Raw genomic sequence first — 20119 nt, forward strand, 5'->3', positions numbered from 1 at the left:
GTGTATCGCTTCGCTCCACCTATCCTGCGCGCTCCGCCAGAAAATCATGTGATGCGAAATCGGCATTCATCGGCGGCGTGATTCATGAGTGCTGGTGGCGATGGAATAGTTGGTGTCGAGCCGCTTGTTGAAGTGGCCTTGCCCGCCGGCGTTGATGCTCCATTCATACCGCGCCGGTTTCGGGCAGGTGGTCGGCTGAATGTGCAAGACAGCCCGAATATACAAAGCACGCGGTTAGTAACTTGTGTTTTGTGCGGAGGCGTAATTGCCGACGGAGATTCTACGCTAGAGCATCCTTTGCCTCAGTGGCTCCATCGATTTGCCGGCGATGTTGGGGAAAAGTCCGCGAGGTCTTTTGTGGTAGGAAGCAAGGAGTCCACTTGGAGGCAGCTTTGTTTAGACGCTCATCGCAAATGCAATACTGAGTTCGGAAGACGAATCGAAAACCCAACCATCAATTCGCTCAAAGCTATTGTTGAGGGAAAAACACTGACGTGGAGCCAGGTTGATGCCGTGTTCGACTGGCTAGATAAAGTGAAGTCATCCACTGCTCACATGGGGATTGCCCTTCAAGGGCACAGAACGCGACTTGGATATGACAATCTCTCTTTCCCAAATGTGAGGACCGGTGCATTCGATCGGCTAGCGCTTTTCTTCCGGATCTCCGATACGACTTCGTCTCTTGATCTTTGGGAATGCTTGAATGAAGGGTTTTTGACGACGCCAAGTGCGATCGCGCTGCGAATAAAAGATCTCGTAATTGTGTACGCCAGCAACAACTATCTCCTGTCAAAGGCTTTTGGCCTCGGATTTGGAGTTCCGAAAGATGGAAAGCCGACCTTTGTAAATGGGACTGGAGTGTTTGCTTCCGGCTTCGGGTCACGAGTGACGCGTCTGCCAGCTGCAAAAATAATCGCTCAGCCCATGCGTCGCCAACATCTGAAGGAAGGCTTTCATCCGAGTTCAGATGCACTTCAAGAGAACGGCGACGGGAAGATATATGAACTGGAGGGAATGAGATGGAGTCGAGTCCGCAGTACCAGCTTCAGTCGGCTTCCGAAATTGCGGTATCAAATAGGATACGCTCTCGCCGGCCTTGAAGTCGTTGAATGGATCATACTGTCCAAAGAGCAGGATTATTCGAGGTATGGGAGTGAAAACAGCTTCTTTATGAAGAGTATGCCTAATCTGCTTGCGGAGAAGACTCTGTTACTGGATTTGGTCGCTAGCTTGCGGGGTGGATTGCGACCCCAGCAAGACGATCGAGATGTCGGATAGCCGACAAGGTTCGTAACCCTGCCTGCCCGCTGAGGTCTTCACCCCCGCGACATCTTCTCAAACCTCTTCACCAACCTCTCCCGCTTCAGCCGCGACAGCCGCTGAATCCAGCGCGTAGGATGGGTAGAGCGCAGCGAAACCCATCGTGATTGCGGTGGGGAGTTGATGGGTATCGCTGCGGTCTGCCCAACCTAAGAGTTACGCTTCTGTCTATGTCGCTCCAATCAAATCAGGTGCTAGGATGCGAGAGATCAAGCTGCGCGATGCAAAGACCAGATTGTCCGCCTTGGTGGACGAGGCGGCGCAAGGCGGCACCGTGGCGATTACGCGGCGCGGCAAGAGACAGGCCGTATTGTTGGGCTATGACGAGTGGCTGCGGCTGTCGCGAGTTCCGAGCTTCGGGCGTCTGCTGATGGCAGCGCCGATGGTTGCGGACGATCTGCCACCGCGCGCTTGATGGCTCTGACTACAGGTTGGCAGTTTGCCGGTCATTTCACTCGATTGTTCAACCCCGCAACATCTTCTCAAACCGCTTGATCAGCCGCTCCCGCTTCAGCCGCGACAGCCGCTGAATCCAGAACATCCCATCCAGCTGATCGATCTCGTGCTGGTGGCAGACGGCGCGCAAGGCCTCCGACTCCTCGGTCTGCATGTTGCCGTCGACATCCTGATAGCTGATCCGCACGCGCGCGTGGCGCTGGACCTCGTCGTTGACGCCGGGCATCGAGACGCTGCCTTCGCGGTGCAGGATCATCTCGGGCGAGGCCCATTCGATCTGCGGATTGACGTAGGTCCGCGCGCCGTCCTTTGCGTCCAGCTCGAGCACCACGACGCGCAAGGGGATGCCGATATGCGGGGCCGTGATGCCGATGCCGGGCGCGGCGCGCATCGTCTCGAGCAGATCCTGTGCAAGTTCTCGCAACGCGTCGTCGAACACGGTCACGGGCCGTGCCGGGATCGCAAGCCGGCGGTCGGGATAGCGGACGATCGGGCGGATGGTCATGATCTCTGGTGTTCGACGGTGACGATTCCAAAGCAGCGTGGCGCGGGTGGCGTTGCTGCCATAAGCAGGCCGCCGCACGGGTCAGCCGACCTCTATGTTCATCTCCGCGATCAGCCGCTCGCGACCCGCCAGGGAGTTCAGCGCCTTGTCACCCAATTCCCTCGCAACAAGGTTGAGCAGCGCTTCACAGAAGACGACATAGGCGCCCATGCTGTTCGAATAGAAGCTGCTCGCGTGGGGGATGAAAAAGGCATGCTTGGCGGGAGGAACGAGCGGTGACGACCGGGAATCCGTAATCGCGATGACCGTCTGGCCGTTCGAAGCCGCGACCCGGCCGACCTCCGCGACGCTGCGCGTATAAGGCGCGCAGCTGGCGACGATGACGACGTCGCCCGGGTCGAGCTGTGACAATGCCTCGGCGACGCCGAGGCGCGGCGCGTCGAGAAGCGCGACGTCCGAGCGCACCATTCCCAGGCAGTAGGTGAGAAAGCTCGCCAGCGAATGGAATTGGCGAACGCCATGAACGCGAATGCGGCGGGCGCTTGCCAGGAGCCTCACAGCCCCTTGCAGAGCGGCTCCGTCCAGCTGTCCGAGGAATCCGTCGACATTCGCTGCCGTTTCCCGCGCCAGCTGCGCGAACGCCTCGACTTCGGCATTGCCGACGGACGGCGTGGCCATGAGCCGGCCGGCCTGGCGACTATAAAAATATTGCTGCTCGTTCGCGATGGCCTTGCGGAAGACCGCCTGGAAATCGCTGAAGCCTTCGAAGCCGAGACGCTTCGCCAGTCGGGTCAGCGTCGACGGATTGATGCCGAACTGATCGGCAAGCTCCGAGATCGAGCGTACCGCCGACTGTTCCGGCGCTTCCACCAGCTTTGCGAATACATCATGCGCTTTGGCGCCGAGCGAGAAGCCTGCCTCGTCACGGCCGATCGAGAGCGCGAGTGCCCTGAGATCCTCGATGGTGCGCGGCGGCTCCGCGACGGCTTCCTCTGGCATCGCCCTGATCCTGTTCACGCCGCGAAGGGCACCAGCCCATCCCGCATATCGAAGCGAACTGCTTCGTGCGATCCATCGTAGACAGACCACTCGACCTTGTCAGCCCCGACACGGAAGACGGCGCTTGCGAGCGTGTTCTCGACGTCGCTATCGGCCGGGTCTGTGCGGTAGATCGGCAATTCCGCGTCGGCTGCGTCCCACAATATGCCGAGCGCGCGGCCTTGCGGCTCCGACTGGTGCGTTTGGTCGAGCAGCATCTCGCCGCGCCGTTGTCGCACGCCGGAAGAACCGGTGACGATCTGCGACATGCGCCCGGTGTCGGCATGGATCAGATGATTCGAATGGACACGCGGCGCCTCGACCCGATCGACCGACAGGGCCCGGGCGGTGAACTCGACGCTGAGAAGCCGCTCGTCCCCGGCCTGCGCCAGAGTCAGGTGAAATGCGCCGGCGCGCGGCGTGGATTTGAGCACGGTGAGCGCCCCGTCGATATCAGGTGCGTCGAGGATCGCACGGGCGAGCACCATGCGCGGCGTGCCGGCGCCGCCGGCCAGCGGCCTGATGTTGTTGACGGTCTGGACCACTCCCTTCGACGTGGCCGCAAATGTGTGTCCCGGCAGCGAGCCTGGGTACACAAAGGCGGTGAACGGTGTGCCTCCTTCGGATGCAAGATGGGCGAGGGCGCAGTGGCCGGCAAAGTCGGGATCGCCATCCTCGTTGTGGCCGATCACATGGGGAGAGCCGGGCAATTGCACGGTCGTGCAGCCATCCGGCGCCATCGCCCAGATATCGCCGCGGCAGTTCCACAGGAAAACGTCGTCGAAAGGCAGCGCCAGCCCGACAGCGAGGCCCTGCAGCTCAGCCCAGTATCTTGGAAACCGTTCCCGAACGATGGACGCCATCTCGCCGATCAAGGGATTGCCGCGGTGCGTGCTGAGTTCGCGCCACGCAGCAGAGGTACGGAAATGGTCCTGCAGGGCCGCTCGGCCGAAGCGCCCGAGAGCTGCTCCGACATCAAATGGTGAACCTGCGACATCGATGAAGGAAAGCCGGCGGCCGGCGTCAGACGACATGTTGCAGAAACTCTTTCAAGCGAGGATTTTGCGGATTGGCCAGCAGCTCCCGTGGCTCGCCGTCGACTGCGATCTTGCCACCTTCCATGAAGATCAGCCTGGTGCCGACCTTGCGGGCGAAGGCCATCTCGTGGGTGACCACGATCATGGTCATGCCTTCCTCGGCCAGCGCCTGCATGACGCGCAGCACTTCATGCCTCAGTTCTGGATCGAGTGCGGACGTGGGCTCGTCGAACAGCATCAGCTTCGGCTTGACGGCAAGCGCGCGGGCGATCGCGACACGTTGCTGCTGGCCGCCGGAAAGCTCGCTCGGATAGTGGTGAGCCCGGTCGGCGAGGCCGACCTTGGCGAGCATTTCCAGCGCCAGCTTTTGCGCATTCTGCCGTGACTCGCCGCGCACGCGGCGCGGGCCAAAGGCGACGTTCTCGAGCGCCGTCATTTGCGGAAACAGGTTGAATTGCTGGAAGACCATGCCGGCTTCCTGGCGGATCAAGCGGACCATGCGGCCGCCGGCCTTGACGCTGATGCCGTCGACGACGAGATCACCGCCATTGATCTCCTCCAGCGCGTTGATACAGCGGAGCAGCGTCGACTTGCCGGAACCGGAGGGACCGATCAGCACGACCTTCTCGCCAGGCTCTATCGACAGGTCGACCTCGTTGAGGATCGTGACCTGGCCGAACCGCTTGGTGACTTTCTTGAACTCCACGATGCTCACAGGATGCGCATCCTCTTTTCGGTCATCCTGAGGATAAGCGTGAGCGCGCCGGTCATGATCAGGTAGAACATCGCCACGGCGGACCAGATTTCGACGGCGCGAAAGTTGGCCGCCATGATTTCCTGGCCTTGCCGCGTGAGTTCGCCGACACCGATGACGATGAAGAGCGACGTATCCTTCAGGCTGACGATGAACTGGTTGCCGAGCGCCGGAATCATGCGGCGGAAGGCGAGCGGGCCGATGATGTAGAGAAGCACCTTCCAGAGCGGCAGGCCGAGCGCCAGACCGGCTTCCCGCAATCCTTTATGGACGGAGAGAAACGAGCCGCGCACGATCTCGGCGATATAGGCTCCGGCGTTGACGATGATGGCCATGATTGCCGCCGCGAGCGGGTAAATGCGGACATTCGCGAGGATCGGCAACGCGAAATAGATGAACATCACCTGCACGATGATCGGCGTGCCGCGTATGAGCTCGACATAGGCGAAGGCTATGGCGTTGAGGACGGCATTGCCGTAGGCGCGCGCCAGGCCGGCCGCGAAGCCGATCACTAGGCCACCGGCGAGCCCGGCCAGCGCGATCAGCACGGTGAGGCGGGCACCTTTCAAGAGCTCAGGCAGGGCCTGCCAGATAACCGACCACTCGAAATCCATGAGAGCTTTCCTCTCGGGAAGGCGCGCCGGCTAGGCCGGCGCGCGCCACGGAACGTGGATCAGCTCTTCGGCGGCTCGGCGCCGAACCACTTCTTGTAGATGGCGGTGTAGGTGCCGTCGCCCTTCAGCTTGACCAGCGAGGCGTTGACCTTGGCGATGAGCTCGCTGCCCTTCGGGAAGGCCATGCCATATTGCTGGGCCATCATCTGCGGGCCTACGGTCTTCACTTTCCCCTGACCGTTGGTCTTGATGTAGTAGAGGACGTTGGGGGTGTCGTGCATGGCGGCGTCCGCGCGTCCGGTCGCGACTTCGAGATAGGCGTTGTCGCTGTTGGGGAAGAGGCGGAGCTCCGTCCCCTTGAAGTGCTCCTTGGCGTAGTCGGTCGCCGACGTGCCGGTCTTCACGGCGAGCGTCTTGCCGGGAAGGTCTTCCGGGCCCTTGATCGTGCTGTTGACCGGCACCATCAGCAGGAAGCCGCTGTCGTAATAGCCGTCCGAAAAGTCGATGACCTTCTTGCGCTCGTCCTTGATGGTGATGCCGGCCAGCCCGACGTCGACCTGCTTGGTCTGCAGCGCCGGGATGATGCCGTTGAAGTCCATCGGCTGCAGCGTGTAGGTCACGCCGATATCCTTGGCGATGGCGGCCCACAGGTCGATGTCGAAGCCGACATACTTGTCGCCCTCCTTGAACTCGAACGGAACGAAGGCCGTGTCTGTTGCGACGATCAGGTCGCCGGCACGAGCGGGCTGGCCGAGGGCCAGGGTTGCCGCGACGGCCGCGGCGGCGGTCAGGCTGGCAAGCGCGAACTTCATTTTAGGGGTCCCCTTTTGCTGGGATGGCCACGAAACCCCCACATCGTCGCACAGATGACGAAAATATAAAATGCATCTTTTTAGGCGATGCATTGAGAATTTGTATATTTTGGGGGCAGTTGATCCCATCGCGGTTCCGAGGTGTGGATGCCTCAGGCGGAGCCCCAGTCGGCGCGCGCCGGTCTCCGTGCGGCCTACTGCGCCCTGATCCGCTGACGGTGCGCGGCCTGTTTGGCGCGATTGCCGCAGATCGCCATGCTGCACCAGCGTCGCCGATGACCGCGCGTGTGGTCGGCGAAGAGCAGCGTGCAGGCCGGTCCTTCGCAGGCCTTCACGTTCGAAAAATCTTCCACGCAGACGAATTGTGCCAGTGCCTCTCCAATGGGAGCGAGAAGAGCTTCGGGCGTGCGCCATCGGCGGATCGACTGCCGCTGGAGAGGCGACGGTGCGCCCTTCGGCGCAGCCACGATGCGGTCGAAGGAATCATCCCGCTCCAGCAGGCGATTGAGCGGCTCGAGTTCGGCGAGAGTCTTTGCCGTCAGGGGACGGCCCTTGTGCTTGCGCACAAAACCTCGGAACCACTCGCGCAGGCTCCTTGCCTGATCTGCAACCTTGTCCAGTTCGCCGGGCAGCGCCTGTGAGCGAATGCTGACAAGCGCATCTGCAGGCACGAGCTGCGCCTGCTCGAGCCAGTTCAGCAGGCCCTCGCCATCATCGATCCAGTCGAAGGGCGTATCGACCGGAGTGGCGATTGAATTCAGGAAATCCAAACCGGGCGCATCGCCGACGAAGATCGCGGGAGGATGTTGGTTCATCGAAGGCTCCTGTTCCGGGCGCTGCCCAATTCCTTCACCCAACAGTGAACGTTGTTCCGTAGATAACCGCTTTGTTGTTGTTGACAAGTTACGTCCAACAAGAGTAACCGTCTTATAGCTAATAAAGAGGTTACTGACGCAGGCCGCTCTGATCCGAGAGGACTGATGTCCTTGAACGATCTAAGCATGCTGATCGCCCGTGGATCATGGGCCTGGCGATGGGGTTGGGCAAAACTCGGCGGCTCCGTGGCCGCGTTTCATGCTGTAGAGGTCGCCGCGGCGAAATGGACCGCGCATTCAGGACGTAACCTGATTTCGAGATCTTAAAAAGTTACCCAACGGAGGAGAAAGCTCATGGTTGCCATCAACTATCGTACCGCCGACGTCGACGGCTGGAGAATCTTCTATCGTGAAGCCGGGCGTGCGGATGCGCCGACGCTGCTGCTGCTGCACGGCTTCCCGAGCGCCGGCCACATGTTCCGCGATCTCATCCCGTTGCTCGCCGATCGCTTTCACGTCGTGGCCCCCGATCTGCCGGGCTTCGGACAGTCGGACAAGCTGGCGCGCGGCATGTTCGCCACCACCTTCGATCATATTGCCGAGGTCATCGACCGCTTCACCGAGGTGATCGGTCTGGAGCGCTTTGCGATCTATGTCTTCGACTACGGTGCGCCCACGGGCTTTCGGATCGCTGCAAAACATCCGAAGCGTGTCACGGCGATCATCTCGCAGAACGGCAACGCCTACGAGGAAGGCTTGAGCGACGGCTGGAATCCGATCCGGGCTTATTGGCAGGATGCATCGGACAAAAACCGGCAGGCGTTGCGCGCATTCCTCAAGCCGGAGACGACGATCTGGCAATACACTCACGGCGTCCCCGACGCGACCAGGGTTTCGCCGGACGGCTATTCGCTCGACAACTACTATCTTTCGCGGCCCGGCGCCGACGAGGTGCAGCTCGATCTGTTCGGCGACTACAAGAGCAACGTTGCGTTGTACCCAGCCTTCCAAAATTATTTTCGGACCCACAAGCCGCCGCTCCTGGCGGTGTGGGGCAAGAACGATCCGTTCTTTCTGCCAGCGGGGGCGGAGGCGTTCATGCGCGACATACCGAATGCGACGGTGCGTTTCTTCGACACCGGCCATTTCGCGCTGGAGACACACGCCGCCGAGATCGCTGCTGTGATCCGCGACTTCCTTTCCCGCTGACATCAACAAATCGCGCCTGCCACGCCGTGCGAGCGGGCACGGCGTCCAACGCACGGAGACCTCAACATGCGTGCCATCGTCCTCGAGAAATTTGGCGGCCTCGACAGCCTCGTCTACAGGGATATCCCGGAGCCGGAGCCCAAGGCCGGTCATGCCGTCATCGAGATCAAGGCGTTCGGCCTCAACCACGCGGAACTGCACATGCGTCGGGGCGAGTGGGCGGAGGCCGCGCCAGTGAGCGGCATCGAATGCGTGGGCCTCGTGAAGTCCTGCCCCGGCGGAGAGTTTCCGGTCGGCGCGAAAGTCGCAGCTCTGATGGGCGGTCTTGGCCGCACCATCAATGGCAGCTACGCCGAATGCACCCGCGTCCCCGTCTCGAATGTCGCGCTGATCGAGGCGGACCTGCCGTGGGCTGAGCTGGCGGCCATTCCCGAAACCTACGCCACGGCCTGGACCTGCCTGTTCCGCAATCTGGAGATCAGGAAAGGGCAGCTCCTCGTCATTCGCGGCGCGACGTCGTCCTTCGGTCAGGCCGCTCTCAAGATGGCGGTCAATGCCGGGGTTCGCGTGATCGCGACGACCCGCAGCCGCGAACGCTTCGCGCTTTTGGAGAAACTCGGCGCCGAACGCTGCGAAATCGAACGCTCCGACCTCTCGAAGCATATTGCCGAAGCAAAAGAGATCGATGCGGTGCTGGACCTCGTCGGCAACAGCGTCGTGCTGGACTCACTCGCCATGCTTCGCCGTGGCGGCCGTTCGTGCCTGGCCGGCTGGCTCGGCGGCCTCGATCCGATCCCCGACTTCAACCCGCTGCTGCAGATGGCGAGCGGCGTCTACCTCACCTTCTTCGGCAGTTTCGTGTTCGGCACGCCGGGCTTCCCGCTGTCGGACGTGCCGCTTCAGCAGATCGCGCAGGACGCAGCCGACGGTCGGCTCGACGTCAAGCCGGCCCGCGTCTTCCGCTTCGACGAGATCCGAGAGGCGCACCGCGTCATGGAGGCCAATGAGGCGCGCGGAAAAATGGTCGTGGTCCACGACCGACACTGACGTGTTCGGAGGAGGATTCAGAGGCCGAGACCAGTCGCTCTCATCACCGGCGCCAGCCAGGGCATCGGCAAGGCAGCCCCCGGCTACTTTGCATGGGGTTGTTTTCGAGTGTTTTTGTCGAGGGGCACAAAGCTTCAAGTCGGACCTATTTTATCCGCGGCTTTGAACGGTAATCCAGCAACGAGATTCGTTTTACGCGAAATTCCCGTCTGGGCTGCGCGGCAAATGCGACATCAAATGGTCTGATGCGCGCTGCAGGATGCACCGCATTGAGGCCCGGACAAACCTCAATTGCATCAAACCTCGACAATGGAGGTCCCATGAAGATCGTCGTCATCGGCGGCACCGGCCTGATCGGCTCGAAAGTGGTCGCCATTCTGCGCCAGGGTGGCCACGAAGCCGTCGCTGCATCGCTTAGGAGCGGCGTCAACATCATCAGCGGCGAGGGGCTCAAGGAGGCCATGACCGGCGCGGAAACCGTGGTCGACCTTGCCAATTCGCCCTCGTTCGAAGACAAGGCCGTGCTGGAGTTCTTTGAGGTCGCCGGCCGCAATGTGCTCGCGGCGGAGGCCGCGGCCGGCGTCCGGCACCATGTCGCGCTCTCCATCGTTGGAACCGACCGGACACCCGAGAACGGCTATTTCCGCGCGAAGGTCGCCCAGGAGAAGCTGATCGAGGCGTCCGGCATCGCCTACACCATCGTTCGCGCGACCCAGTTCATGGAATTTCTCGGCGCAATCGCCGCATCGAGTGTGCAAGGAAATACGCTCAGGGTTTCACCCGGCCTGTTTCAGCCGATCGCGGCGGAGGATGTCGCCAGGTTCGTTGCCGATGTGGCGCTCGAACCGCCGCGAAACGGCATTGTCGAGATCGCCGGGCCCGACCGCGCGCCGTTCGATGAAATCGTCGCCCGCTACCTGAAGGCGACAGGTGACGGGCGTGCCGTCGTGCGCGATCCGGAGGCGCGATATTTTGGCGGCCTGGTCGAGCAGCATTCTCTGGTGCCGTTGGGCGAAGCGCGCCTCGGCCGCATCAGTCTCGACGAATGGCTCCGGCAGGCGCGGACGAAGGCCTGAGTGTTGCCGTCAAGGGCTCCTTGCACGCTTGGGCGTGCGAGCTCCAGAGGCGTTCGTTGCGCCTCGCGGCGTATCGGCGCCGCGGTATTTGATGTGCTCGATGAAGGCGCGCAGTTTTGGCAGGACCTGACGTTTTCCCGGATAGTACAGAAAGACCCCAGGTCCCATGACGGCGAAGGGAGTGAGCATCGCTTGCAATCGGCCGTCGGCAATCGGCGCTCTGGCGAGCGGGGCGGGCACCTGCGCAAGTCCGACGCCTCTGATCGCCGCACCGAGCAGAGTGGCATAGTCGTGAGCGATGAGCGGCCCCGAGACGATGGCCTCGACGGCCTTGTTGCCGTCGACGAAAGGCCAGGGCGCGATCGATCCGTTGGCGCGTCGCAGGCGGAGGCAAGCGTGCTGACGAAGATCGTCGATGCGCTGCGGCCGCTTCCGCCCGCGCAAATAGTCTGGGCTGCCGACGACCATGAACGGGAACGGCTGCGTCAGTCGCACGGCGATCATATCCGGCGCAATAAGCTGGCCGAGACGGATGCCGGCATCGAAGCCGCCTGCGGCAAGATCGACCATCTCCTCGCTTGCGGCGATCTCCACCTCGATCTCGGGATAGGCCTGGCAGAAGCCGGCGATGACAGGCTCGAGGATCAGCGGGACGACCGAGCGGGGAACGGCGAGGCGGAGCAACCCGGCCGGTCGCTGCCCAAGATCGCGCGCGGCTTCGCCGGCTGCGACGATCTCCTCGAAGGCGGGTTTTGCGCGCGACAGGAATCGTTCGCCGGCCTCGGTCAGTCCGACACTGCGCGTCGTGCGGGCGAACAGCGCGGCGCCAATGCGCGCCTCGAGTGTGCGCACGGCCTGGCTGACCGCCGACGGGGTCACGCCGAGCTCGGCGGCCGCGCGACGAAAATTGCGGTGCTGGGCAACGGCAAGTGCCGCCTCCACGCCGTCGAGCGCACTCTGCCTGACTGTGAAGTTCTGCTTCATAGCCTGTTGAGATTATCCCGGATAGTCGCGCGCCGGAAGCAGTCCTATTTGGGTCGGCGAGAACCCGGAGCTTTCACCGAGAGGACGCCAGATGTCGCCGGCCACAATCTTCCAGATCCATCTGGTTTTTGGCTACGTCCCGTGGCTGCTTCTCTTCGCTGCGTATGGCTGGCCCTGGCTCAAGTCGATGGACCCGCTCGAGGCGCAACGCGCCATCGCCACCTTGCACAGCTTCCGCTTCTTCGGACTCGCCTTCCTGGTCCCCGGTGTAGTCGGGCCGAATCTGCCCGCGGGCTTCGCCTCCTTTGCCGCCTATGCCGACTTCGCGACAGGATTGCTGGCCATGCTGGCGCTTCTCACCGTGCGGGTGCGTGCGCTCTTCTGGCTGTTCGTCGTTACCTTCAATCTCGTCGGGGCAGTCGACATCCTCGTCGACTACTATCACGGCAATCAGCTCGGCCTTGCGCCGCTGGCAGGGGAGCTGGGGGCCGTTTACGCGATCCCGATCATCTATGTCCCGTTGCTGATGATCACGCACGTGGCCGCGTTCTATTTGATGGTGTATCGTCGGGGCCGCCAAGTGTCCGCCGTGGCGGCCGGATAGAAGAAATCGAAGGCATGCTCCATCGCCGCGCGCTTCAGTGCGACACGAAGGGCGCGGCTAGAACCGCGAGCATGCCAAAGGCGGCGATGTTCCAGAACAGCGAGCGGATCAGCGGTATTCCGCAGATGTAGAGCGCGGTGTAAGCGATGCGCCCGCCGAGATAGGCAAGCGATCCCCAATGGGTCAGCTCGTTGTGAACGCCAGTCGCCTGAGCGGCGAGAACTGCCGCTGCAAAGAACGGAAACGTCTCCATGTAGTTGCGGAAATTGCGGTCGATCCGCCCGGGGATGGGCTTGAGCGCCGGCATCTCAAGGTCGCGCGGGCTCGCAGCCCATCTGAGGCCGTACTGCGCGTTTGCGGCTTGCGCGGCAGCGACAAGCTGAAGGAAGCCCCAAAGGCTCGCAGCTGCCAGCACCACTAGCTCGAAGCTCATTCCCATCCTTTTGTCCTCCTCCAAAAAGGGCGGCCGGATTTCAGCAGCGCAGGATAGGTGAGCTCGACCAGACTTACGAGTTACGAACTCTCTAGCTCGCATGCCATTCCGGCAGCTTCGGCACGTCGGGGTCGAGGAAATCCCAGGCATATCCGCGCGCCGCGTAGAAGATTGCGGCCGGCTTGAACGTCGTGGCGTCGTCGAGGCTGCCGACATAGATGCCGATGAACTCGGGCTTCTCGACCGGCTTGTTGTAGATCGCAACCCCGCAAATGGGACAAAAGCCCTTGCGCTTGGTGGCGCCGCGGTCACTCGTGCGCGCGATCTCGCGAACCTCGCCCGAAACCGTCAGTGCGTTCCGCGGAAACACGAACACCGAGCTGTGCCCGCCACCGGAGTCCATCTGGCAATCCCGGCACTGGCATTGGAAGCCGCGTACGGGCTCCGCATCGATGTTGTAGCGAACCGCGCGGCACGAACAGCCGCCCGAAAATCCCATGCGTCCCTCCATCATCACGGCCTTTCGCAAGACGTTTGGAGTGACGTAGGGGCAAGCGCGTAGCCGCACAAGGCGGCAGCGTCCTGGTGTTGCGCATGGCAACAGGCGGCAGCAGGAGCAGCAAGCGTTGACTGCGTAAAGCGGTTCCAGCCCCGCAAGAAATTTCGCTGGTATGATGGTGGTCCTGTCGGATCGCGCGAGGCCTGTTCGTCTTCATCCAGAGACATCTGTATGGGAGACCCAAAATGAACCCTTCCAACTATCGCTGGGTGATCGTCGCCGCCGGCGGACTGCTTGGCTGTGTCGCGATCGGCGGCATGTTTTCGTTGCCGGTGTTCCTGCAGCCGATCGCCAAGGACACCGGGTGGTCGGTGACGGGCATCTCCAGCGCGATGACGATCGGTTTTCTCGCGATGGCCTTCACCAGCATGGCCTGGGGCACGCTGACCGACCGGTTCGGACCGCTGCCGGTGGTACTGACGGGATCGGTCGTGCTGACGCTGAGCCTGACGCTCGCGAGCCACGCGACCTCGCTGATCGCGTTCCAGTTCATCTTCGGCCTCTTGGTCGGTGCCTCCTGCGCTGCGATCTTCGCGCCGATGATGGCGACAGTGACCGGCTGGTTCGACACCCACCGCAGCCTTGCGGTCTCGCTGGTGTCGGCCGGCATGGGCATGGCGCCGATGACGATGGCACCGTTCGCGGCCTGGCTCGTCTCCAGCCATGACTGGCGCACCTCGATGCAGCTCGTAGCGCTGGTGGTCGGCGCCATCATGATCCCGGCCTCGCTTCTGGTGCGCCGTCCGCCTGCGCTGGCAAACTCGCAGGCCGCAGCATCCGATGCCGGCGCGCCGCAGGCCGAGATGTCGCTGTCGGAGGCGCTGCGCTCGCCGCAATTCCTGATCCTGGTCGCGACGAACTTCTTCTGCTGCGCGACGCACTCGGGCCCGATCATCCACACCGTCAGCTACGCCGTGAGCTGCGGCATTCCGCTGATCTCGGCGGTGACGATCTACAGCGTCGAGGGGTTTGCGGGCATGGGCGGGCGGATCGCGTTCGGTCTCATGGGGGATCGCTTCGGCGCCAAGCGCGTGCTGGTCTCGGGCCTGCTTGCGCAAGCGTTCGGCGCGCTGGCTTACGTCTTCGCGCACCAGCTCGCGACCTTCTACGCGGTCGCCGCCGTGTTCGGCTTCATCTATGCCGGCACCATGCCGCTCTACGCCTCGCTGGCGCGCGACAATTTTCCGCTGCGGATGATGGGGACGGTAATCGGCGGCACGGCGATGGCCGGCAGCCTCGGCATGGCGACCGGCCCGCTCGCCGGCGGCCTGATCTATGATGCGTTCTCCAGCTACGCCTGGCTCTATATCGGCTCCTGGGCGATGGGGCTCGGCGCGTTCCTGATGGCGATGACGTTCCGCCCGTTTGCCAAGCCGCAAGGAGAGCCCGCGCCGGCGACGGCGTGAGCGAGGCCGCCGAGGCGCGGCGCTAGAGCTGCGCCTCGATTGCCGCCTTGTCGATCACAGACCACACCTGCCAAATCTTCTGGTCTCTGAATTCGTAGAAGACGTTCTCGCAGAAGGACACGCGCTTGCCGTTGACGCCGAGCCCAAGAAAAGTCCCCGCCGGCGTGCAATCGAATGTCAGGCGACAGGCGATGCGGGGCGGATCGGATATCAGTAGCTCGATATTGAAGCCGAGATCGGGAATATCCCGAAAATCCTTCTCCAGCATCGCGCGGTAGCCGGCGAGCCCAAGCGCCTTCGCGTTGTGGGAGACGTCGTCGTGGACGAACTGGCCGAGCGCCGGCCAATCCTGCCGGTTCAGGCAGGCGATGTAGCTGCGGTAGAAGTCGGCGAGGTCGACTGGTCATGGCGATGCTCCTGCGGCTCCAACGATAACGCAGCAGGAGCTGGATTCGGCGGTCCGCTCAGAGGTGCTTTTCGAAGAACAAATCCGGGTAGGGGTCGTCGTTGAAGCGCGGGATCTCGCTCCAGCCGGTCCTGCGGTAGAGCTGGCCCGCTTCCGGCAGCGCGCTGTTGGTGTCGAGCCGCAGCACGCTGATGCCGAGCTCGCGCGCGGCGCTCTCGGCCGCTTCCATCAGGCGCCGGCCGAGGCCCAGACCGCGCGCGGCCGGAGAGACCCACAGCCGCTTGATCTCGGCATAGCCGTGGTCGGTTCCCTTCAGTCCGACGCAGCCGATCGGCAAGCTGTCCGACATCGCCACGATGAAGATGCCGCGCGGGCGCACCATGTCCTTGGCGTCGGGATCGCGCGACAGCTTGACGTCAAAGCCCTGTTTGAAGCGGCGTCCGAGCTCGGCGTAATACTCGCCGAGGCAATAGCGTGCCTCGTCGCTGCGCGGGCTCATTTCAGACAGCTTGGTGCGGCTCTGCCCGAGCGCAGAACCAATCATGTCCATTGCCGCCAGCAGCGCGTCTTTTTGCGAATGGCGGGCGAGCAGGGCCTCGGCTTGCGCGTTTGACAGCGCCTCATAGGCATTGAACTCGCGCCGGCCCGCGCGCGTCAGCCGGACGACGCGGCGCCGCGCGTCTTCCTCATGCGGGCTCGTCTCGATCATCCCTTCGTCCTCGAGACTGCGGAGCAGGCGGCTCATCAGCCCGGAATCGAGGCCGAGATAGTCGCGGATCTCGGCGACGTCCTCGCGCCCATGCCCGATCGCATTGAGCACGCGCGCAGCCCCCAAGGGCCGGCCACGGCCGAGAAAGGAGGTATCGAGCGCGCCGACTGCGGAGGTGACGGCACGGTTGAAGCGACGGATGCGGGAAATTGGATCGAGCATATATCTGACTTTAGTCAGAGAATATTCTGAAGTCAATCGAGATTGGGACGATGCACCACGCAGCCACGGCGCGCAGACCCGGCTGTCGGAACTCGCTCATCCCCATGACAGTGGATTTCGGCCCGAAGCCGGTTATGCCGCCGCGACGCGCGAGCTAGGATCGGTCGCAACGAAGCGTTTCCCGCCAGACCGAAAGCCCGCGAATGAAATCCGCAACAGTCCGCACCGCTTTGCCGCGCAAACAAGCCAAGCTGTCCCGCACCCACGTGCCAACCGACCTGTCGCCGGTCGAATGGCAACGAGGTTTGCGCCGCCAGTTCGGTCGGGAGCAATCCTTCCTTCTCGACAATATGGGCGCCGATCCGTTCTTCTCGGAGTTCAAGGTCACCAATCCGGCCTCGAAATCGAGCTATCGCGTGGCGATCCGCGGCCCCGGGCCCGGCGGCAATTTCTGTTCTTGTCCGGACTACGCTACCAACGAGCTCGGGACCTGCAAGCATCTCGAGTTCACCCTCGTTCAGCTCGAGAAAAAGCGTGGCGCCAAGGCGGCGTTTGCACGCGGTTACCGGCCGCCGTTTTCCGAGCTCTATCTGCGCAAGCAGGGCAAGCGCGGCTTGCATTTTCGTGCCGGGACCGATTGCCCGCCCGACGTGACGAAGGCGTCCGCCACTTTGTTCGATCTGGAGCGCGACGGGATGCTGCGGGACGATCGCCTCAGCCAACTCGACGAATTCATCAGCCTGGTGTCGAAGAGCGGTCATGAGCTGCGCGCCTATGACGATGCGCTCGACTTCGTTGCCGGACGACGGGACGCGGATCGTCGCGCTGCGCAACTCCGGCGGCTGTTTCCGTGCGGCGCAGCGGACTCCAAGCTGCAGCGATTGCTGAAGGCACCGCTATATCCGTATCAGGCCGAAGGTGCGCTGTTTGCCGTGCGGGCCGGTCGTGCTTTGATCGGCGACGACATGGGGCTCGGCAAGACGATCCAGGCGATTGCCGCGACGGAGATCCTCGCACGCCACTTCGGCGTATCGAGAGTCCTGGTGATCTGCCCGACGTCGCTCAAGTATCAGTGGCAAAGCGAGTTGGCGCGGTTCTCGGGGCGGCGAGACAAGCGTGGCGCGCGCGTCATTGTTGGAGGTCGCGCGCAGCGGAAGCAGGACTACGCGGTCGATGACTTCTGCAAGATCACGAACTACGAGAAGCTCCAGCCCGATCTCGATCTGATCGCTGCATGGTCGCCCGAGCTCGTCATCGTCGATGAGGCTCAGCGCGTCAAGAACTGGAACACGATCGCAGCGCGGGCGCTGAAACGCATCGACAGCCCATACGCGATCGTGCTGACGGGAACTCCGTTGGAGAACAAGCTCGAAGAATTGATTTCAATCGTCCAATTCGTCGATCAGCACCGGCTGGGTCCGACCTGGAAGCTCCTGCACGAGCATCAGGTCAAGGATGAGGGTGGCCGCGTTACAGGTTATAGAGCTCTGGACAGGATCGGTGAGACCTTGGCGCCAATCATGATCCGCCGGCGAAAGTCCGAGGTGCTGCGGCAATTGCCTGACAGGACCGATCAGAACGTGCTCGTGCCGATGACTGAGCCGCAAATGGACCTGCATAAGGAGAACGCGGACACGGTCGCCCAGGTCGTGAACCGCTGGCGCAAGACCAAATTTCTCTCGGACAAGGACCAGCGGCGACTGACCTGTGCTCTGCAAAACATGCGGATGTCCTGTAACAGCACCTATCTGTTGGATCAGGAGACCGATCACGGCGTCAAAGCCGACGAACTGGCTGCGCTGCTCGACCAGCTCTTCGCCACGCCCGACGCCAAGGCCGTGGTGTTTTCGCAGTGGACACGGACCCACGACATCGTCATCCGCCGCCTCGAAGCCCGTGGCATCGGCTATGTCAGTTTCCATGGCGGCGTGCCGTCGGAGAAGCGGCCGCAGCTGGTTCAGCGTTTTCGGGACGATCCGGCCTGCCGTGTGTTTCTGTCGACCGATGCCGGCAGCACGGGTCTCAATCTGCAGCACGCCTCGACGCTGGTGAATATGGACCTGCCGTGGAATCCGGCCGTGCTCGAGCAGCGTATTGCGCGTATCCATCGTCTCGGCCAGGCGCGGCCGGTCCAGATCATCAACTTCGTAGCGAAGGGTACGATCGAGGAGGGCATGCTTTCAATCCTGGCCTTCAAGCGCTCGCTGTCCGAAGGCATTCTGGATGGGGGCAACAACGAGGTTTCGCTGGGCGGCTCGCGGCTCAACCGCTTCATGAAGGACGTGGAGAATGTTACCGGAAGCACGAGGGCCGGCGAGACTGCAACCGCGGCGGAGGAGGCAGGGTGGGGCGATGACGTCCGTGACAAGGCGCCGGTGGGCAGCGACTCCGGCAGCGCGTCGCAGGCGCAAACCGGCGATGAAATCCCGGCGGCCTCGCGCGACCTCTCTTCCAATCCCTGGCAAGCACTGGTTGAGATGGGCGCGCAATTCCTCGGTGCCATGGCTGCAGCCAATGGTGCCGGCTCGATTGACTATCCCCGGATCGAGCGCGACCCCAGCACCGGCGGACAGAATCTCAAGATTCCGCTTCCGTCACCGGAGACCGCCAAGCAACTGGCCGACGTGCTCAGCGCGTTGGCCGAGCGCTTGCGCGGCTGATCCGGAACTCGAGAAAGTGTAACGATGAGGCGTTCGCTTATCGCGGAACAGAATCGATTCATGCTGCTTCATCAGCGTGAATTCAGAATTGCCGCCGATGTCGTTACCGATGCGTGGATGTCGTTCCCCGATGTGTGTGCCGTAGCCGTGATCGGCTCGGTGGCGAAGGCGCTTTGGAAGGAAGTGCCGCGGTTTTCGGAGTTTCGGCGCGAAGGCATCGAGGTCTGGCACGAGTGCCGCGATCTCGATCTGGCACTCTGGATCGAGTCCCAGGAGCATCTCAATGCGCTTCGCCGGGCGGCAGCCGGGGCGCTGCGAGCAGCCTACGAACGAGGCGCCGGTACAAGTGTGGTCAGCCACCAGCTCGATATCTTCCTGATCGAGCCGGGCAGCGATCGCTATCTCGGCCGGCTCTGTCACTTCAAAGCCTGCCCGAACGACAAACGCGATTGTGCCGTGCCGGGCTGCGGCGCGATCCCGTTCAACCGGATCATTCCCGATTTCAGCGCCCGCGCCGATCTTCTGGGGCCGGCAGACCATGCAATGCTGTACGAGCGCGGCAAAGGGCGGCTGCGTTCGGCTCTTGATCTGCCCACCGTTGACGAGAGCATTCCCAAAGGCGGCACGAGGTCGGAACGGCAAGCGACAGAGCGAAAGCCTTAGGTCCCGAGCGCGGCTGCGCCGGTCTCGGTCAATTCGGCAGCGGCTGGCCGGTCTGTTCCTTCACGATGTAGTCGGCGTACCAGTCCGGCCAGTTCTCATCGTGCTTGCCGCCGGTCCGCTTCTCGTGCTCGCCATGGGCTGTGGCCGCGCGCCGCAGCGCGCTTGCGAGCTCGGCTGTCGAGTTGAACGTCGTGTCGGCCTCGACGCGGCCGGGCAGGCGAGTCGTGATCTCCTGGAGCAGCCAGCCATTGCCGTCGGGATCGCGGAACGAGGCGAAGGAGCGATAGCTGCCGCGCGCCGGATCCGGGCCGCTGACGCGGCGCGAGCCTGAGATGTAGGGCTCGTCCGGGCCGCTATGCGTATCGCCGCTGCCGTGAAAGACCTCGCTCACCTCGATACCGTGGGCAACGAGCGCATCGCGGGCGGCCTCGATGTCGGAGACGATCAGGTATAGGCCCTGCGCGGAGCCGGGCTCCGCCGGCGTGACGTTCCTGCCGAAGATGACCGAGGCGTTCGAGCCCGGCGGGGTGAACTGGATCACGCGCCAGTCGTTGCCGGAGGCGAAGTCGGCATCGAGCCGCCAGCCGAGTTTTGCGTAAAACGCCTTGGCGCGATCGACGTCGGATACCGGGACGACGACGATCTCGAGCTTGAAATCGACACTGCGCAGTTTCGGGGTGCCGGCAGCCTTGCTGTTCTCCGCGGTGGCCATGGGGTCCTCCCTTGATGTCCGTAAAACGGCGCCCCGCATCTTGCGCGCCAAATGTGACGGCTTCAGCGATCTGGCCCC

Annotated in this window: 22 protein-coding genes and 1 pseudogene; 9 read left to right on the forward strand and 14 right to left on the reverse strand. The window is 62.8% G+C overall.

The features are described from left to right. The first annotated feature begins 84 nt into the window (after positions 1-84). Positions 85-1278 carry a hypothetical protein gene (locus YUU_RS58585; RefSeq protein WP_156944236.1) on the forward strand — a complete coding sequence of 398 codons (1194 nt, stop codon included), beginning with the start codon at positions 85-87 and terminating at the stop codon, positions 1276-1278. 38 nt (positions 1279-1316) lie between these two features. Here YUU_RS58585 and YUU_RS61135 read toward each other — a convergent pair. After that, positions 1317-1388: pseudogene (locus YUU_RS61135) on the reverse strand (peptide deformylase); the annotation flags it as partial. Between the two features lie 131 nt (positions 1389-1519). Here YUU_RS61135 and YUU_RS0111495 point away from each other — a divergent pair. Continuing rightward, positions 1520-1735 (forward strand): type II toxin-antitoxin system Phd/YefM family antitoxin, encoded by a 216-nt coding sequence (locus YUU_RS0111495; RefSeq protein ID WP_027522495.1) that lies wholly within the window; start codon positions 1520-1522, stop codon positions 1733-1735. A 48-nt stretch (positions 1736-1783) separates the two neighbouring features. On the opposite strand, the gene YUU_RS0111500 is transcribed toward YUU_RS0111495, so the two are convergent. The 7 genes from YUU_RS0111500 to YUU_RS0111530 form a co-directional block, all read right to left on the reverse strand. Continuing rightward, entirely contained in the window at positions 1784-2281 is a 498-nt protein-coding gene (locus tag YUU_RS0111500) for a peptide deformylase (RefSeq protein WP_027522496.1), read from the reverse strand. A gap of 81 nt (positions 2282-2362) precedes the next feature. Further along, positions 2363-3280 (reverse strand): MurR/RpiR family transcriptional regulator, encoded by a 918-nt coding sequence (locus YUU_RS0111505; RefSeq protein ID WP_027522497.1) that lies wholly within the window; start codon positions 3278-3280, stop codon positions 2363-2365. Positions 3281-3294: 14 nt separating this feature from the next. Then, positions 3295-4353: a C45 family peptidase gene (locus tag YUU_RS0111510; RefSeq protein ID WP_027522498.1), complete on the reverse strand. Its 1059-nt coding sequence runs from the start codon at positions 4351-4353 to the stop codon at positions 3295-3297. Then, positions 4343-5071 (reverse strand): glutamine ABC transporter ATP-binding protein GlnQ, encoded by a 729-nt coding sequence (gene glnQ / locus YUU_RS0111515; RefSeq protein WP_027522499.1) that lies wholly within the window; start codon positions 5069-5071, stop codon positions 4343-4345. The genes YUU_RS0111510 and glnQ overlap by 11 nt, the downstream gene beginning before the upstream one ends. Further along, positions 5068-5724 carry a glutamine ABC transporter permease GlnP gene (gene glnP / locus YUU_RS0111520; protein ID WP_027522500.1) on the reverse strand — a complete coding sequence of 219 codons (657 nt, stop codon included), beginning with the start codon at positions 5722-5724 and terminating at the stop codon, positions 5068-5070. The genes glnQ and glnP overlap by 4 nt, the downstream gene beginning before the upstream one ends. Before the next feature lie 59 nt (positions 5725-5783). Next, a complete protein-coding gene (gene glnH, locus YUU_RS0111525) occupies positions 5784-6536 on the reverse strand; it encodes a glutamine ABC transporter substrate-binding protein GlnH (RefSeq protein ID WP_027522501.1) in 753 nt (250 codons plus the stop codon). 194 nt (positions 6537-6730) lie between these two features. Continuing rightward, complete coding sequence (locus YUU_RS0111530) at positions 6731-7351, reverse strand: ABATE domain-containing protein (protein WP_027522502.1); 621 nt, start codon at positions 7349-7351, stop codon at positions 6731-6733. A 354-nt stretch (positions 7352-7705) separates the two neighbouring features. Here YUU_RS0111530 and YUU_RS0111535 point away from each other — a divergent pair, with 354 nt between their 5' ends. The 3 genes from YUU_RS0111535 (at position 7706) to YUU_RS0111545 (ending at position 10683) form a co-directional block, all read left to right on the forward strand. Then, a complete protein-coding gene (locus YUU_RS0111535) occupies positions 7706-8560 on the forward strand; it encodes an alpha/beta fold hydrolase (RefSeq protein ID WP_027522503.1) in 855 nt (284 codons plus the stop codon). Positions 8561-8626: 66 nt separating this feature from the next. Continuing rightward, positions 8627-9607 (forward strand): zinc-binding alcohol dehydrogenase family protein, encoded by a 981-nt coding sequence (locus YUU_RS0111540; RefSeq protein WP_027522504.1) that lies wholly within the window; start codon positions 8627-8629, stop codon positions 9605-9607. Positions 9608-9927: 320 nt separating this feature from the next. Continuing rightward, positions 9928-10683, forward strand: coding sequence for an SDR family oxidoreductase (locus YUU_RS0111545; RefSeq protein ID WP_027522505.1), 756 nt, complete (start codon positions 9928-9930; stop codon positions 10681-10683). 9 nt (positions 10684-10692) lie between these two features. Here the strand turns inward: YUU_RS0111545 and YUU_RS50680 are convergent, their stop codons facing one another. Then, positions 10693-11667 (reverse strand): LysR family transcriptional regulator, encoded by a 975-nt coding sequence (locus YUU_RS50680; RefSeq protein ID WP_084801408.1) that lies wholly within the window; start codon positions 11665-11667, stop codon positions 10693-10695. Positions 11668-11758: 91 nt separating this feature from the next. Between YUU_RS50680 and YUU_RS0111555 the strand changes: the two genes are divergently transcribed. Further along, positions 11759-12271, forward strand: coding sequence for a hypothetical protein (locus tag YUU_RS0111555; RefSeq protein WP_027522506.1), 513 nt, complete (start codon positions 11759-11761; stop codon positions 12269-12271). Positions 12272-12305: 34 nt separating this feature from the next. Here YUU_RS0111555 and YUU_RS0111560 read toward each other — a convergent pair whose 3' ends face one another. Both YUU_RS0111560 and YUU_RS0111565 read right to left on the reverse strand, forming a co-directional pair. Continuing rightward, complete coding sequence (locus tag YUU_RS0111560) at positions 12306-12704, reverse strand: MAPEG family protein (RefSeq protein ID WP_245287996.1); 399 nt, start codon at positions 12702-12704, stop codon at positions 12306-12308. 91 nt (positions 12705-12795) lie between these two features. Then, a complete protein-coding gene (locus YUU_RS0111565) occupies positions 12796-13203 on the reverse strand; it encodes a GFA family protein (RefSeq protein WP_027522508.1) in 408 nt (135 codons plus the stop codon). 245 nt (positions 13204-13448) lie between these two features. Here YUU_RS0111565 and YUU_RS0111570 point away from each other — a divergent pair, with 245 nt between their 5' ends. Further along, complete coding sequence (locus YUU_RS0111570; protein WP_027522509.1) at positions 13449-14669, forward strand: MFS transporter; 1221 nt, start codon at positions 13449-13451, stop codon at positions 14667-14669. Between the two features lie 22 nt (positions 14670-14691). Here the strand turns inward: YUU_RS0111570 and YUU_RS50685 are convergent, their stop codons facing one another. Beyond that, complete coding sequence (locus YUU_RS50685) at positions 14692-15039, reverse strand: ester cyclase (RefSeq protein WP_051389696.1); 348 nt, start codon at positions 15037-15039, stop codon at positions 14692-14694. 94 nt (positions 15040-15133) lie between these two features. Beyond that, on the reverse strand, positions 15134-16006 hold the full coding sequence (locus YUU_RS0111580) for a bifunctional helix-turn-helix transcriptional regulator/GNAT family N-acetyltransferase (RefSeq protein WP_027522510.1): 873 nt from the start codon (positions 16004-16006) through the stop codon (positions 15134-15136). Positions 16007-16209: 203 nt separating this feature from the next. On the opposite strand from YUU_RS0111580, the gene YUU_RS0111585 reads away from it, so the two are divergent. Beyond that, positions 16210-18666, forward strand: a complete 2457-nt coding sequence (locus tag YUU_RS0111585; protein WP_027522511.1) for a DEAD/DEAH box helicase — start codon at positions 16210-16212, stop codon at positions 18664-18666. Positions 18667-18690: 24 nt separating this feature from the next. Beyond that, the gene (locus tag YUU_RS50690) at positions 18691-19329 is read left to right on the forward strand and encodes a hypothetical protein (protein ID WP_051389697.1); all 639 of its coding nucleotides are present in this window, start codon (positions 18691-18693) and stop codon (positions 19327-19329) included. Positions 19330-19357: 28 nt separating this feature from the next. Here the strand turns inward: YUU_RS50690 and YUU_RS0111595 are convergent, their stop codons facing one another. Then, positions 19358-20041, reverse strand: coding sequence for a VOC family protein (locus YUU_RS0111595; RefSeq protein ID WP_027522512.1), 684 nt, complete (start codon positions 20039-20041; stop codon positions 19358-19360). Between the last annotated feature and the right edge of the window lie 78 nt (positions 20042-20119).

The organism is Bradyrhizobium sp. Ec3.3 (assembly GCF_000472925.1).
Classification (GTDB): domain Bacteria; phylum Pseudomonadota; class Alphaproteobacteria; order Rhizobiales; family Xanthobacteraceae; genus Bradyrhizobium.